Genomic DNA, 12,936 nt, shown 5'->3' on the forward strand with positions numbered 1-12,936 from the left:
GATTCAAATGTCCAGGGGATTGTGCCGCAAGCCCATGGCAGTTCAGAGGATCTCGGCCAGCATGCGGTTGACGCCTTGCTGCCACGGCGGCAGCACCAGCCCAAAGGCTTCTTGCAGCTTATGGGTGTTCAGCCGCGAATTCAACGGGCGCTGTGCGGGCGTTGGGAAGGCGGTGGTGGGCACGGGCGCGATCTCGCTCACTTTCAGGCCCGGCTCGGGCTGGATTTGACGGGCTTGTGCGATCACATGGCTGGCGTAGCCGTGCCACGTGGTCTCACCGGCAGCCACCAGGTGGTAGATGCCGCCCAGCCCTGGCTTTTGCCGGGCGCTGCGGATGGCATGCGCCGTCACGTCGGCGATGAGATCGGCACCTGTCGGGGCACCGTGCTGGTCATTGATGACGGTCAGGCGTTCGCGCTCTGCAGCGAGCCGCAGCATGGTCTTGGCAAAGTTGCCACCCCGCGCCGCATACACCCAGCTGGTGCGAAAAATCAGGTGTTTGCAACCGCTGGCGATGATGGCCTGCTCACCTTCGAGTTTGGTCTGGCCGTACACACTGAGCGGCCCCGTGGCGTCGCCCTCTCGCCATGGCTGGTCGCCGTGACCATTGAACACGTAGTCGGTCGAGTAATGCACCAACCATGCACCGATCTCGGCGCCGGCCTGCGCCAGCGCTGCGGGTGCGGTGGTGTTCAGACACCGGGCCAGTTCAGGCTCGGATTCGGCTTTGTCCACCGCCGTGTGGGCGGCGGCATTGACGATCACGTCGGGACGCCAGTCCCGCACCGTTTGCGCCAAACGCTCGGGCTGACTCAGGTCGCCACAGAACTCGGTGCTGTGCCGGTCGAGCGCCAGCACCTGGCCCAGAGGTGCCAAGCTGCGCTGCAGCTCCCAACCGACTTGACCGTTTTTGCCTAACAACAAGATTTTCAAAATGTGTTCCTGTTCATGTTATGCCGCCTGCTTGTCACCCCAGACCTGATCGGGCATCTCTCTACTCTGTCATATCCGACTTGATCGCGCATCTCTCTTCTCTGTCATGCCCGACTTGATCGGGCATCCATGGTTTTGAAGTCATGGATACCCGCATGCGCGGGTATGACAAAGGGGTATGCGGGTATGACAGCGGTGTATGCGGTTATGACACTTCTCCTTCGTCATCCCTGACTCGATCGGGGATCCATGCCTTTTGCCTTCGACTGCCTTGGATACCCGCATTCGCGGGTATGACAGAGGTGCGAGCGGGTATGACAGAGGTGCGAGCGGGTATGACATTTCTCGTTCGTCATCCCCGACTTGATCGGGGATCCATGTCTTCATGCGTATTGTTTGTTCACCCACTCGCGGTAAGCGCCGCTTTGCACGTGGGCCACCCATTCGGGGTTGGCCAGGTACCACTCGACGGTTTTGCGGATGCCGGTTTCAAATGTCTCGGCGGGCTTCCAGCCCAGCTCGGCTTCGAGCTTGCGGGCGTCGATGGCGTAGCGTCGGTCATGACCCGGGCGGTCGGTGACATAGGTGATCTGGCTGGCATAGCTGGAGCCATCGGCTTTGGGGCGCATTTCGTCGAGCAGTTTGCAAACGGTCTGCACGATCTCGATGTTGGGCTTTTCGTTCCAGCCGCCCACGTTGTAGGTCTCACCCAAGCGCCCGGCTTCGAGCACGCGGCGAATCGCACTGCAGTGGTCTTTGACGTACAGCCAGTCGCGAATCTGCATGCCGTCGCCATACACAGGCAAGGGCTTGCCCGCCAAGGCGTTGACGATCATCAGCGGGATGAGTTTTTCGGGGAAGTGGTAGGGCCCGTAGTTGTTGCTGCAGTTGGTGGTGAGCACCGGCAGGCCGTAGGTGTGGTGCCAGGCGCGGACCAAATGGTCACTGGCCGCCTTGCTCGCGCTGTAGGGGCTGTTGGGTTCGTAGCGGTGGGTTTCGGCAAAGGCCGGGTCGCCCTTGGCCAGCGAGCCATACACCTCGTCAGTCGACACATGCAAAAACCGAAAGCCCGCTTTTGTGGGCTTCTCAGCTGCCCCTGTGGGAGCGAGCCCCTGCTCGCGATTGTCTGAATCAGCCAACCCGCCCCAATACCCCCGCACCGCCTCCAGCAAACGGAACGTGCCCACGATGTTGGTTTCAATGAACTCGCCCGGGCCGTGGATCGAGCGGTCCACATGGCTTTCGGCGGCAAAGTTGACCACGGCGCGGGGCTGGTGCTCGGCCAACAAACGGCTGACCAAAGCGCTGTCGCCGATATCGCCTTGCACCAGCTGGTGACGCGCATCACCTTGCAGGCTGGTCAAGGTCTCGGGGTTGCCCGCGTAGGTGAGTTTGTCGAGGTTGATGATGGGCTCGTCGCTGGTGGCCAACCAGTCGAGCACGAAATTGGCACCAATGAAGCCGGCACCGCCAGTGACGAGAAGGGTCATGAGAGGGATCGAGAATGGGGCCACGGGGTGCGGCGCCTCTGTTTCGGGATTTTAGAAGCATTGCCCCCACGCACAGGTTAAAGTGGCATCTTGTTCAGGAAGTTCAACATGGCCTCATCAGACAACTCCAAACGCAACAAAACCAGTCCGAAGACGACGCCGGTCAGCCCGGTCCTGCCCGCGCAGCAGGTGTGGCTAGCGGGTCTGGGGGCAATGGCCAAGGCTCAGGAACAAGGCAGCAAAGCCATTGAGGCCTTGGTGAACGATGGCTTGGCCTTTCAGCGCAAAAGCCAGGCCGAAGCCCAGCAACGCTTGCAAGAGGCCACCGAACGCTTGAGTCACATGGCCAGTGACTTTGGTCAGCAAGCTACGGGCCGGGTCGACAAGCTGGAGCACTTGTTTGAAGACCGCGTGGCCAAAGCCCTGCACCGCCTGGGTATGCCCACCCTGCTGGACATTCAGATGCTGAACGATCGGGTGGCGCAGCTGGAGGCGCAGCTGTCTGCGTTGCGCGGGACCAGCGCCAAAAAGGCGACGCCAGCCCCCAGCAAAACGGCCAAGGCTCAACCCAAAACTGCGAGCACCGCCCGGTCGGCCAAGAAATCCAGCTGATCGATCAAGGTCGCCTTCAGACATGGCCAAAAAAGCCCCCCGCCGAACAGCCGAGCGCATTGCCGACGTGACGCTGGAGCTGTTCAACCGCTTTGGTGAGCCCAACGTCTCGACCACGTTGATCTCTGCCGAGCTGGGCATCAGTCCGGGCAACCTTTATTACCACTTCCCGTCCAAAGACGCCTTGGTCAATCGCCTCTTTGACCAATACGAGACCGCCATGCTGGGGCTGCTGGACGCCGCCCCCGATGTACGGGACATCGAAGACACCTGGTTTTTCCTGCATTCGCTCTTTGAGCAGGTGTGGAGCCACCGCTTTTTGTACCGGGACCTGAACAACCTGCTCTCGGGCAACCGGCATCTGGAGACGCACTTTCATGCGGTGCTGGAACGCCAAACCCACGCGTTCAGGTTGATGCTGGAGTCACTGGCCGCCGCAGGTCTGATGCGGATCGGGCCGGACAGCATTGAAACCCTGTCGACCAGCATGTCGGTCATGGTGACCTACTGGCTCAGCTATGAATACGTGCGCAACCCCCGCCAAGCCTTGGAGCCCGCCAGCGCGGGGCTGGCCCTGACACGGGGTGCCCAGCATGTGCTGGCCTTGCTGACCCCGTACATGGCCAGCCAGGACTTGCAAGACCACCTGCAAAGCTTGACGGCTGCCTACAGCGCCAGTTGATGGATTTTTGGGGGAGCAGGCCTCGCCGAGCGTGTTGAATCTGAGCGAGGTCCGTGCCTTCGGCTGGGATGGATACCCGCATGCGCGGGCATGACAAAGATGGGCTCGGGCATGAAGCTTCATCTTTGTCATCCCCGACTCGATCGGGGATCCATGCCTTTGGCCTTCGACTGCCATGGATACCCGCATGCGCGGGCATGACAAAGATGGGCTCGGGCATGAAGCTTCATCTTTGTCATCCCCGACTCGATCGGGGATCCATGCCTTTGGCCTTCGACTGCCATGGATACCCGCATGCGCGGGTATGACAAATACCGGGGCTGTGGACACGCCCATTTCTGAGCGCCCCCCCACCGATCAGAACTTTCAGCTGAAACGCTGAGCGGCCAAGGCCAGCAGGCCGTCAAAAATCAGGTTGTCCACCAGCTCAAACTGCACAGACATGCTGGGGGCCATTTTCCAGCCCGCGCCGCCGGTCATGATGCACATGGGCTCTTCGCCCGTGCGCTCGCGCAGGTGCTGAACCATGCGTTCACAAGCCCCCGCAATGGCGTAGGTGCCGCCACTGGTCAGCGCGTCGCTGGTGTTGGTGGGGAAAGGTGTGACTTCTCCGGTGGGCACATGCAAGCCCGCTGTGCCCGACTCGAGCGCACGCAGCATGATGCCGTGACCGGGCAAGATCAGCCCACCCAAAAACCGGCCCTCGGCATCGATGGCCTCGACCGTCACGGCCGTGCCTACCATCACCACCACCAAAGGGCGGGACGGGCCAGCGGCCAGCATGCGGTGACGCGCCCCGATCATGGCGACCCAACGGTCCGAGCCTAGCCGCGAAGGGTGGTCATAGCCATTGATAAGACCCGCCTCTTGGGCGCTGGGCACCACCCACTGGGGGGTGAAATCCCAAATCTCCATTTGCTCCTGCACGCGGCGCTTGATGGCGTCGCCCGCCACCACACAGCCCAGCATCTGGTCCGGCTTGGGCAGATCGGCCCAGGAACCCTCGGCCAGGCGGTCGATGTTTTCCAGAAACTCCGCGCCATGGGCCAGCAGCACAGCATCCGGGCGTGGACGCTCGTAGAGCGCCCACTTGAGTCGGGTGTTGCCGACGTCAAGAGCTAAAAAAGTCATCCGGTGATGATAATGATTTTTGGCGGCACGCCAGCCGTGCCGGGCGTCATTCGGTTTGGCCTGCTTTTTTGGCCTTGCGGATGACTTCCTGCGCATCACGCCCCAAGCCCGCGGGCGGCTCAGGCTCCTGGCCAGCGGAAGCTTCACGGCCTTCAAACTGGAGCATCAGCCCCAACAGGCGTGCCCCGTGCTCCACCGCCATGGAGGCGTATTTGATGTCGCCCTGCACCAATGCGCTGGCCATGAGCTCCACCCGTTCGAAACCGTGCAGGTTGCCCGAGACTTTGCCGGCCACGATGATGCGGCTGGCGATCACGTCGCCCTGGACTTCGCCTGTGGGCCCAATCACCACAGAAATGGCCGCGTCGTGGGGCGCTTCGATGTTGCCCACCACCTTGCCGTCGATGCGCACGCTCTCTTGCAGTTTCAGACAGCCATGGATTTCGGCGTGTCGGCCGATCAGGGTGTCAAATTTTTCCTGGCCCATGAGCAAAGGGGTGGCGTTTGTTTTTTTTGTACCGAACACGTGTTCTCCTCGTTGTCTTGAAATCGGACCGATTCAGGAACGGTCCCAGGCCGCCAAAGCTTTGACGGGATGCAAGGCTCGCCCCTTGAAGATCACTTCGTAATGCAAGTGGGGCCCTGTGGACCGCCCCGTGTTGCCCAAGGTGCCAATGGTCTGATGCGTTGCGATGGGTTGACCCGCCTGCACCTGGATGGTTTGAAGGTGTGCATAGCGGGTCACGAAGCCCTCTGCGTGCTGGATGTCCACCATATTGCCGTACGCCCCCGAATACTCCGCTTGCAGCACCACGCCGGGCGCAGTGGACAACACGGGCGTGCCAAGCGGCGCGACAAAGTCAATGCCCTCGTGCAAACTGGGCAGGTGCGTCATGGGGTCCACACGAAAGCCAAAACCACTGGTCACCACAAAGCCCCCCGAAATCGGCAGCAAAGTGGGCAACAAATCGATGCGCCCCAGGTCTTTTTGCCACCGGTTTTGCATATCCTGCATCGCTTCGTCATAGCGCTGGGCTTTTTGTAAAGACTGTTCCATCTGGGCTTTGAGCGAACCATCGGCCGAGCGCCACAGGGGCAACAAATTCATGGGACCGCCCCGACCCAACAGGCCATCGCTGGGCACGGAGGACGAGAAAGACAAGAGCTTTTCAATGCCCAAACGACCCAAGGCTTGGTTTTTCAGCCGCTCCAGCTGCATCAGGCGGTCACTCACATGGGTCAGCTGGCGGTTCAGTTCCTCGAGCTTGCCCCGGTAATCGGCCTCGATTTTTTGCTGTTCACTTTGGCTGGTGACGCCGCCCATGCGCTGGGCCAGCTCAGGCACATATTCCACCGCCACCCGCAGCCCGATCAGGTTGAACAAGAAACCCAAGAGGACCAGAAAGCCCGACACAGCAGCCACTGCGGTCAAGACGGTGCGTGTGGTGATGGAAATAGTGACTACTTTGGCAGCAGGTCCGGCTACCCAAATCAATTGCATTGCTGCCCCTCGATGACGCGACGATCCCCAAACAACGCTGTGATTGGGCCAACCGGTTATTAAACCAAAAGAATCGGTCGCAGCAATTAGGGCAATACCGGGGTGATCCGGCGGGCAGAAAATGGTTTGGTTTCAGAGCTTCGGGCGCACCACGGGCTGTACCGATTCATAAGCCCGCGCGGCGCGCAGCACCAGTGCGTCGCCAAACATGGGCCCCACGATCTGCACACCCATGGGCAGGCCCGCCCGGGTCACGCCACAGGGCACGGTGATGGCCGGTTGCTGGGTCAGGTTGAAGGGGTAGCTGAACGGCGTCCAGCCCAGCATGCTGTGCGGGTCCATGGGGACCGTCCCCGCAGGCCGCGCCTCAAAAGCCGGAATCGACACCGAAGGTGTCACCAGCAGGTCGTAGCGCTGCATGAACTGGCGCATGTGCGAGCCCAGCACGCCCCGGCGTTGGTTCAACTGCTGGATCTGCTGGGCATTGAGCTGTGCGCCCAATTGCGCTTCGGCGCGGAAGTCCGGGTCGGCCAGGGCCTGCTGCGCTGCCGTGAGGCCGGACCAGACGGTGTAGGCGCCCAGGAACCACAGGCCGGTGGTAATTTCAAGCGGATCGTCAAAGCCGGGGTCCACCTGCTCCACGTGAGCCCCCAGGTCCTGGAGCTTTTTCACGGCCTGATCCACGGCCGCGGCAATCTCGGGGTGGACGTTGTGGGCGTAACCGAGCGTCGGCGAATATGCGATGCGCAGGCCGCGAATGCCGTCTTCCAGCCCCACGGTGTAGTCGGTCGCCTCGGGTGGCAGCGAGGTCCAGTCTCGGGCGTCGGGCTTTTTGAGCACGTTCATCATCATGGCGGCATCGCGCACGCTCAGGGTGTGCGGCCCCAGATGCGCCACCGAACCAAAAGGCGACAGCGGGTAAGCCGGCACGCGGCCAAAGCTGGGTTTCAAACCCACGTTGCCACAAAACGCCGCCGGAATGCGCACGCTGCCCGCACCGTCGGTGCCCACCGCCAAAGGCCCCAGGCCCGCAGCCACAGCCGCCGCCGCACCGCCTGATGAGCCGCCGGGTGTGTGGTTCAAATTCCAGGGGTTGCGGGTGATGCCCGTGGCGGGCGAGTTGGTTTCGCCCTTGCAACCAAACTCGGGCGTGGTGGTCTTGCCCAGCAGCACCGCACCTGCTTCACGCAGGCGTGCGGTGGCCGGCGCGTCCACCTCCCAAGGCTGCTGGGGGTCGATGGTGCGGCTGCCGCGCAGCGTGGGCCAGCCTTGCGTGAGGATCAGGTCCTTGATGCTGGTGGGCACCCCGTCGAGTTCACCCACCGGAGCGCCTGTGCTGCGGTGCGCTTGCCAGCGCGCTTCACTGGCACGGGCGCTGGCCAATGCGCTTTTGGCATCGACCAGACAAAAGGCGTTGATCTGCGGGTTGAGGCGGTCCATGCGCGAGAGCACCGCCTGCGTGGCCTCCACCGGGCTGGCCTGACCACTGCGGTACAAAGCCATCAATTCATGCGCGGTGCATTGGGTCAGGTCGGTGGTGCTCATGCAAGTCTCCAATCGTTGAGAGTCAGGTCACACCCAGCCCATCAAGGCCGAGTTTCAGGGTCTGGTGCGGGTTTGGGGGCTGAGCTTTTTCCAGGGCAAGTCACCCGGGTCGGCGGCCATAGGGCCCGCCGCCTTGGCCACCAGCACCCGGCTGGCGATGGGCGTGAAATCGGCGCGGAAATGGTTGGAGCTTTTGACCACCAGCAACTTCATTTGCTCGGGCTGAATGCCCACAGCACGGAACAGTTCGCGGTCGAGCATCTGCATCTTGCCGCTGGCCACGGCCACCAGCACGCCGTCGATTTCAAGGCAGGCGCTGGGCCCGATATGGGCTTTCATGCCGGTCATCATCGGGCCTTTGAGCTCGCACTCGTCCCCGCCCAATGCACGCACCACAAAGCGCCCTTGCACAGGCGGGTCACTGGGCGCACCGGTGAAGGTGGGCACGGCCTTGCCCAAGGCCAACTCCAGCACCGCCCCCACGCCAGCGGCGTGCGCCTGGCGCGCCGCAGAGGGGTCGTACAGCATGCCCAGCGCCACTTGCCCAGGCCAGCGTTGACCGGCCCCCTGCTGCAGCAAGGCGTGCAGCATGCCCGTGGTGTTGCTGTCGCCGCCTGCGCCCGGGTTGTCTTGCGTGTCGGCCATGACCACGGGCGGCCCCGACACCTCGGCGGTCGCCAAAGCTTGCGCCACCGCTTCGCGGGCGGGCAAGACATCGGGCCGCCATTGGCCAGGTTCAGCCACAAGCGCAAACAAACGCTGCACCACCGCATCGGCTTGCGGACCGTGGCCCCACACCACAGGGCCGCACTCGTCAAAGTCAGAGGCGGGAAAGCCCATGCAAAAACTGAGCATGCAGCCGGTCTGCGCCTCCAGCGCGATCATTTCGTCATAGAGGTCTTTGGCCGGGGCCATCCAGGTGCTTTGCGCGTTGAGCGGAATCAAAAAGGGCAAACGCCGCGCTTGCATGGGCCGCTTGGCGCCTGCGCGCAGGTGTTCGCGCAGCAGCATGGCGGCCCGTTCACCGGTCTCGGCCATGTCGATGTGCGGGTAAGTGCGGTAAGCCACCAGGCCGTCGGCCAGGCGCAGCATGCGTTCGGTCACGTTGGCGTGCAGGTCCAGGCTGCCCACAATGGGCACGCGGGGCCCCACCACGGCACGGATGCGGGCGATCAGCTCGCCCTCGCTGTCGTCGGCGTTTTCGGCCACAGCAGCACCGTGCAAATCGAGGTAAACACCATCGAGGCCTTGCACCATGGCTGCCCGCACATCTTCGAGGATGGCGCCGCAGATGCGCTCAAAAGCGTCGCGTGTGACATAGGACGAGGGCGTGGCCCCAGCCCAGGCCGACGGCACGATCTGCCAGCCTTCGCGCCGGGCCGCGTCGATGAACCCACCCGCCGGGATGTTCACGCCAGTCATGGCATCGACCATGGCCTGTCCGCGCACAAAGGCCGGGAAGGCCTCACCGGTCTGAAAAGCGGCCCAATCGGCCAGGCTGGGGGCAAAGGTGTTGGTTTCGTGCTGGTAGCCAGCGATCAGAATGCGGGTCATGCCGTGTCAATCAGGGTGTTCGGTCGGCGGCAAGGCCGCAGGAGCGGCCTCCAAAAGCCGCCGTGTGTAGTCTTGCTTCGGGTTGGCGTACAGATCGGTGGTGCGGCCTTGCTCCACGATGCGGCCTTGGTGCATGACGATCACGCGGTCGCACAGCTGGGCGGCCACGCGCAGGTCGTGCGTGATGAAGAGCAGCCCCAGGCCCAGGCGCGACTGTGCCTCGCGCAGCAGGTTCAGGATCTGGGCCTGCACACTCACATCGAGCGCGCTCACGGCCTCATCGGCCACCAGCAGCTGCGGGCGGCAGGCCAGCGCACGGGCAATCGCCAGGCGTTGACGCTGACCGCCGCTGAACTGGCTGGGGTAGCGCTTCAGGGCCTCCACCGGCAAACGCACCTGCGCCATCAATTCGACCGCCAAGGCTTCGGCTTGTTCACGCGACTGGCCAAAGTTCATTGCGCCTTCGACCATGGACTGGCCCACGGTGCGGCGCGGGTTCAGCGAGCGGTTCGGGTCCTGAAAGACCACCTGCACACGGTGGCGCAGTGGCCGCAACTGGCCCTCGGGCATGCGGGCCACGTCTTCGGCACCCCACAAAATTTGGCCTTCGGTGGGGTCGATCAGGCGGATCAGGCAACGCGCAAAAGTCGACTTACCCGAACCCGACTCGCCCACGATGCCCACCGTCTCACCGGCACGCACGGCCACCGCCGCATCCATGAGGGCGGCCGTGGGGCGGCTGCGGCCCAGCCAGTCGTGGCTGATGTAGGTCTTGCCCACGCCCTGGCCCGACAACAGCGCAGGGCCTTGGGGCTCGGGCTTGGCGGGCGGCGGCGTCATGCCCGGCACGGCGGCCAGCAGCTGGCGCGTGTAGTCGGCGCGGGGGCGGCGCAGCACCTGTTCGCAGTCGCCGCTCTCCACCGCTTGGCCCTGGTTCATCACCAGCACCTGGTCGGCGATTTCGGCCACCACGCCCATGTCGTGGGTGATGAACAGCACGGCACTGCCCTGCTCGCGCTGCAAGTCGGCGATCAATCGCAAAATCTCTTTTTGCGTGGTCACATCCAGTGCGGTGGTCGGCTCGTCGCAAATCAAGAGCGCGGGCTTCAAGATCACGGCCATCGCGATCACGATGCGCTGACGCTGCCCACCGCTGAGCTGGTGCGGGTAACTGCGCAACATGCGCGCCGGGTCGGGCAGCTTGACGCGCTCGAACACACGCAAAATTTCGGCCCGGCGCTGCTCGGCAGGCCAGTCGGTGTGGGTGGTCAGCAACTCGTCCACCTGGTCGCCGCAGGTCATGACCGGGTTCAGGGCCGTCATGGGCTCCTGGAACACCATGCCCATGGTCTGCCCACGCAGCTGGCGCAGCCGCAGTTTGGACGCCTGCAGCAAGGACTCGCCTTGCAGGACGATGTCGCCCGCCACGGGCTGCAACTCTTTGGGCAGCAAGCCCATCACGGTGGTGGCCATGACCGACTTGCCCGAGCCGGACTCGCCCACCACGCACAGAGTCTGGCCTGGCAGGATGTCCAGCGACACCTCGGTGATGGCATGCGCCCGGTCACCGCCCGCAGGCAAGGCGACCGAGAGGCCACGAATGGACAGGACGGGGGTGCTCATGCACCGCTCCGTTTGGCAAATTTGGGGTCCAGCACATCGCGCAGGCCATCTCCCAGCAGGTTGATCGCCAGCACCGTGGGCACAAGAAACAGCGCGGGGAACAGCACATTGCCCGGGTACTGGGTGAACTGCACCCGCCCCTCGGCCATGATGTTGCCCCAGGTCGGGATGTCGGCCGGCAGGCCCAGGCCCAGGAAGCTCAAGATGGCTTCGGTCAGCACGGCACTCGCCGCGATGAAGGTGCCCTGCACGATCAGCGGCGCCATCGCGTTGGGCAGGATGTGCCGCAGCAGGATCACAGGTGTGGGCGTGGCCAGAGCGCGGGCCGCTTCAACAAAAGGCTCTTCGCGCAAGGTCAGCACCAGCGAGCGCACCAGGCGCGTGACGCGGGGAATCTCGGGGATGGCGATCGCCACCACCACGGTCCAGAGTTGCGCACCCAGCGCCGCCACCAGCGCAATCGCCAGCAAGATGGCGGGGATGGCCATCAGGCCGTCCATGAAGCGCATGAGCACCATGTCGAGCGCACGGAAGTAACCCGCCAGCATGCCCAAAGCACCGCCCACCAGCAAAGCCACCACGGCGGTGAACAGGCCAACCAGCAAGGACACGCGGGTGCCATAGAGCACACGGCTGTAGATGTCGCGGCCAAAATTATCGCTGCCCATCCAGAAGGTGTGGGCCACACTGGTGCCGTCCAGCAAACCGAACTGCCCCACCACGCCAGCTTGGGTGTTGATGTTGGCCGAGTCCATGGCCGCCGGGTCCACCGTGCCCAGCCAGGGCGCGGTCAAGGCGATCAGGATCAAGAGGCCCAGCACACCCAAGCCCAAACGGACGGTGGTGTGCGCCAGAAGTTTTCGGAAGAGGGTGTTCATCAGTAACGGATCCGGGGATCGAGCCACAGGTAGCTCAAGTCCACCAACAAATTGATCAACACGTACAGCACGCTGAAAAACAGCACCACACCCTGAATGACCGGAAAGTCGCGGTTGAGCACCGCGTCCACCGTGAGCGAGCCCAAGCCCGGAATGGCGTAGACCGTCTCGGTCACCACCACGCCACCAATCAAGAGCGCGATGCCGATGCCGATCACCGTGACGATGGGCACCGCGGCATTGGCCAGCGCATGGCGCAGCAACACCACCTGCTCGGTCACGCCTTTGGCGCGGGCGGTGCGGATGTAGTCCTCGGTCAGCGCCTCGGACACGCTGGCGCGGGTGACTCGTGCGATGAGCGCCACATAAATGGTGGCCAGCGACAGCCAGGGCAGCACCAGCTGGTAAGCCCAGGCACCCACACCTTGCGAAAACTCGCCAAACAAACGGTGGTAACCCTGCACGGGCAGCCACTGCAGCTGAATGGCAAAGATGTAGATCAGCACATAACCGATCACAAACACCGGCACAGAGAACCCAGCCACCGCAAAACCCGACAGCAGGCGATCCAGCCAACCGCCCATGCGCCAGGCCGCCAGCGTGCCCAAGGGTACCGCCACCAGCACCGCCAGCACCATGGTGCCTGCGGCCAGTGACAGCGTGGGCTCAATGCGCTGGGCGATCAGCTCGGTCACCGGCTTGCCCAGGTAAAAGGAGTAGCCCAGGTCACCCTGCAATACCCCCATCAACCAGATGCCGAATTGGGTGAACAGCGGCTTGGTCAGGCCCAGCTGTTCGCGGATGCGGTCGATGTCTTCGTTGGTGGCGTTGTTGCCCGCGATCACGGCGGCCGGATCCCCCGGCGTGAGCCGAAGGATCAGGAACACGATGACCGCCACCGTGAACAACACAGGGATCAGCGCCAGCAGGCGCTGCAGCAGGAATCTCAGCATGGAACTTCAGCCGATCTGGGGTTCAAAAAGACAG

General features: G+C 63.3%; 12 protein-coding genes. 2 read left to right on the plus strand and 10 right to left on the minus strand.

Going from position 1 to position 12,936, the window contains the following annotated elements; translation table 11 throughout:
* Nucleotides 1-42: 42 nt before the first annotated feature.
* Complete coding sequence (gene rfbD, locus ACZ5RT_RS12715) at nt 43-933, minus strand: dTDP-4-dehydrorhamnose reductase (protein ID WP_464452713.1); 891 nt, start codon at nt 931-933, stop codon at nt 43-45.
* A gap of 383 nt (nt 934-1,316) precedes the next feature.
* On the minus strand, nt 1,317-2,423 hold the full coding sequence (gene rfbB, locus ACZ5RT_RS12720; protein WP_464452714.1) for a dTDP-glucose 4,6-dehydratase: 1,107 nt from the start codon (nt 2,421-2,423) through the stop codon (nt 1,317-1,319).
* Between the two features lie 108 nt (nt 2,424-2,531).
* On the opposite strand from rfbB, the gene ACZ5RT_RS12725 reads away from it, so the two are divergent.
* Together ACZ5RT_RS12725 and ACZ5RT_RS12730 are read left to right on the plus strand one after the other, a co-directional pair.
* The gene (locus tag ACZ5RT_RS12725; protein ID WP_291924728.1) at nt 2,532-3,035 is read left to right on the plus strand and encodes a phasin family protein; all 504 of its coding nucleotides are present in this window, start codon (nt 2,532-2,534) and stop codon (nt 3,033-3,035) included.
* A gap of 22 nt (nt 3,036-3,057) precedes the next feature.
* A complete protein-coding gene (locus ACZ5RT_RS12730; protein ID WP_464452715.1) occupies nt 3,058-3,717 on the plus strand; it encodes a TetR/AcrR family transcriptional regulator in 660 nt (219 codons plus the stop codon).
* A gap of 366 nt (nt 3,718-4,083) precedes the next feature.
* On the opposite strand, the gene ACZ5RT_RS12735 is transcribed toward ACZ5RT_RS12730, so the two are convergent.
* From ACZ5RT_RS12735 to ACZ5RT_RS12770, 8 genes are all read right to left on the minus strand, one after another.
* Complete coding sequence (locus ACZ5RT_RS12735) at nt 4,084-4,848, minus strand: type III pantothenate kinase (protein WP_291924732.1); 765 nt, start codon at nt 4,846-4,848, stop codon at nt 4,084-4,086.
* Nucleotides 4,849-4,894: 46 nt separating this feature from the next.
* Nucleotides 4,895-5,374 (minus strand): bactofilin family protein, encoded by a 480-nt coding sequence (locus ACZ5RT_RS12740; RefSeq protein ID WP_291924735.1) that lies wholly within the window; start codon nt 5,372-5,374, stop codon nt 4,895-4,897.
* 33 nt (nt 5,375-5,407) lie between these two features.
* Nucleotides 5,408-6,349: a M23 family metallopeptidase gene (locus ACZ5RT_RS12745; protein WP_291924736.1), complete on the minus strand. Its 942-nt coding sequence runs from the start codon at nt 6,347-6,349 to the stop codon at nt 5,408-5,410.
* A gap of 132 nt (nt 6,350-6,481) precedes the next feature.
* A complete protein-coding gene (locus ACZ5RT_RS12750; RefSeq protein ID WP_464452716.1) occupies nt 6,482-7,894 on the minus strand; it encodes an amidase in 1,413 nt (470 codons plus the stop codon).
* Between the two features lie 54 nt (nt 7,895-7,948).
* On the minus strand, nt 7,949-9,448 hold the full coding sequence (locus tag ACZ5RT_RS12755) for a M81 family metallopeptidase (protein WP_291924740.1): 1,500 nt from the start codon (nt 9,446-9,448) through the stop codon (nt 7,949-7,951).
* A 6-nt stretch (nt 9,449-9,454) separates the two neighbouring features.
* Nucleotides 9,455-11,071 (minus strand): dipeptide ABC transporter ATP-binding protein, encoded by a 1,617-nt coding sequence (locus tag ACZ5RT_RS12760; RefSeq protein WP_464452717.1) that lies wholly within the window; start codon nt 11,069-11,071, stop codon nt 9,455-9,457.
* On the minus strand, nt 11,068-11,949 hold the full coding sequence (locus ACZ5RT_RS12765; RefSeq protein WP_464452718.1) for an ABC transporter permease: 882 nt from the start codon (nt 11,947-11,949) through the stop codon (nt 11,068-11,070). The genes ACZ5RT_RS12760 and ACZ5RT_RS12765 overlap by 4 nt, the downstream gene beginning before the upstream one ends.
* On the minus strand, nt 11,949-12,902 hold the full coding sequence (locus ACZ5RT_RS12770; protein ID WP_464452719.1) for an ABC transporter permease: 954 nt from the start codon (nt 12,900-12,902) through the stop codon (nt 11,949-11,951). The genes ACZ5RT_RS12765 and ACZ5RT_RS12770 overlap by 1 nt, the downstream gene beginning before the upstream one ends.
* Between the last annotated feature and the right edge of the window lie 34 nt (nt 12,903-12,936).

This window comes from Limnohabitans sp. TEGF003, from assembly GCF_055395455.1.

Excerpts from the sequence above, each read along its gene's own strand:
- ACZ5RT_RS12745 (WP_291924736.1), bottom strand. The coding sequence starts at position 6,349 with ATGCAATTGATTTGGGTAGCCGGACCTGCTGCCAAAGTAGTCACTATT.
- ACZ5RT_RS12750 (WP_464452716.1), bottom strand. The coding sequence starts at position 7,894 with ATGAGCACCACCGACCTGACCCAATGCACCGCGCATGAATTGATGGCT.
- ACZ5RT_RS12725 (WP_291924728.1), top strand. The coding sequence starts at position 2,532 with ATGGCCTCATCAGACAACTCCAAACGCAACAAAACCAGTCCGAAGACG.
- ACZ5RT_RS12735 (WP_291924732.1), bottom strand. The coding sequence starts at position 4,848 with ATGACTTTTTTAGCTCTTGACGTCGGCAACACCCGACTCAAGTGGGCG.
- ACZ5RT_RS12730 (WP_464452715.1), top strand. The coding sequence starts at position 3,058 with ATGGCCAAAAAAGCCCCCCGCCGAACAGCCGAGCGCATTGCCGACGTG.
- ACZ5RT_RS12760 (WP_464452717.1), bottom strand. The coding sequence starts at position 11,071 with ATGAGCACCCCCGTCCTGTCCATTCGTGGCCTCTCGGTCGCCTTGCCT.
- ACZ5RT_RS12765 (WP_464452718.1), bottom strand. The coding sequence starts at position 11,949 with ATGAACACCCTCTTCCGAAAACTTCTGGCGCACACCACCGTCCGTTTG.
- rfbB (WP_464452714.1), bottom strand. The coding sequence starts at position 2,423 with ATGACCCTTCTCGTCACTGGCGGTGCCGGCTTCATTGGTGCCAATTTC.
- ACZ5RT_RS12770 (WP_464452719.1), bottom strand. The coding sequence starts at position 12,902 with ATGCTGAGATTCCTGCTGCAGCGCCTGCTGGCGCTGATCCCTGTGTTG.
- ACZ5RT_RS12755 (WP_291924740.1), bottom strand. The coding sequence starts at position 9,448 with ATGACCCGCATTCTGATCGCTGGCTACCAGCACGAAACCAACACCTTT.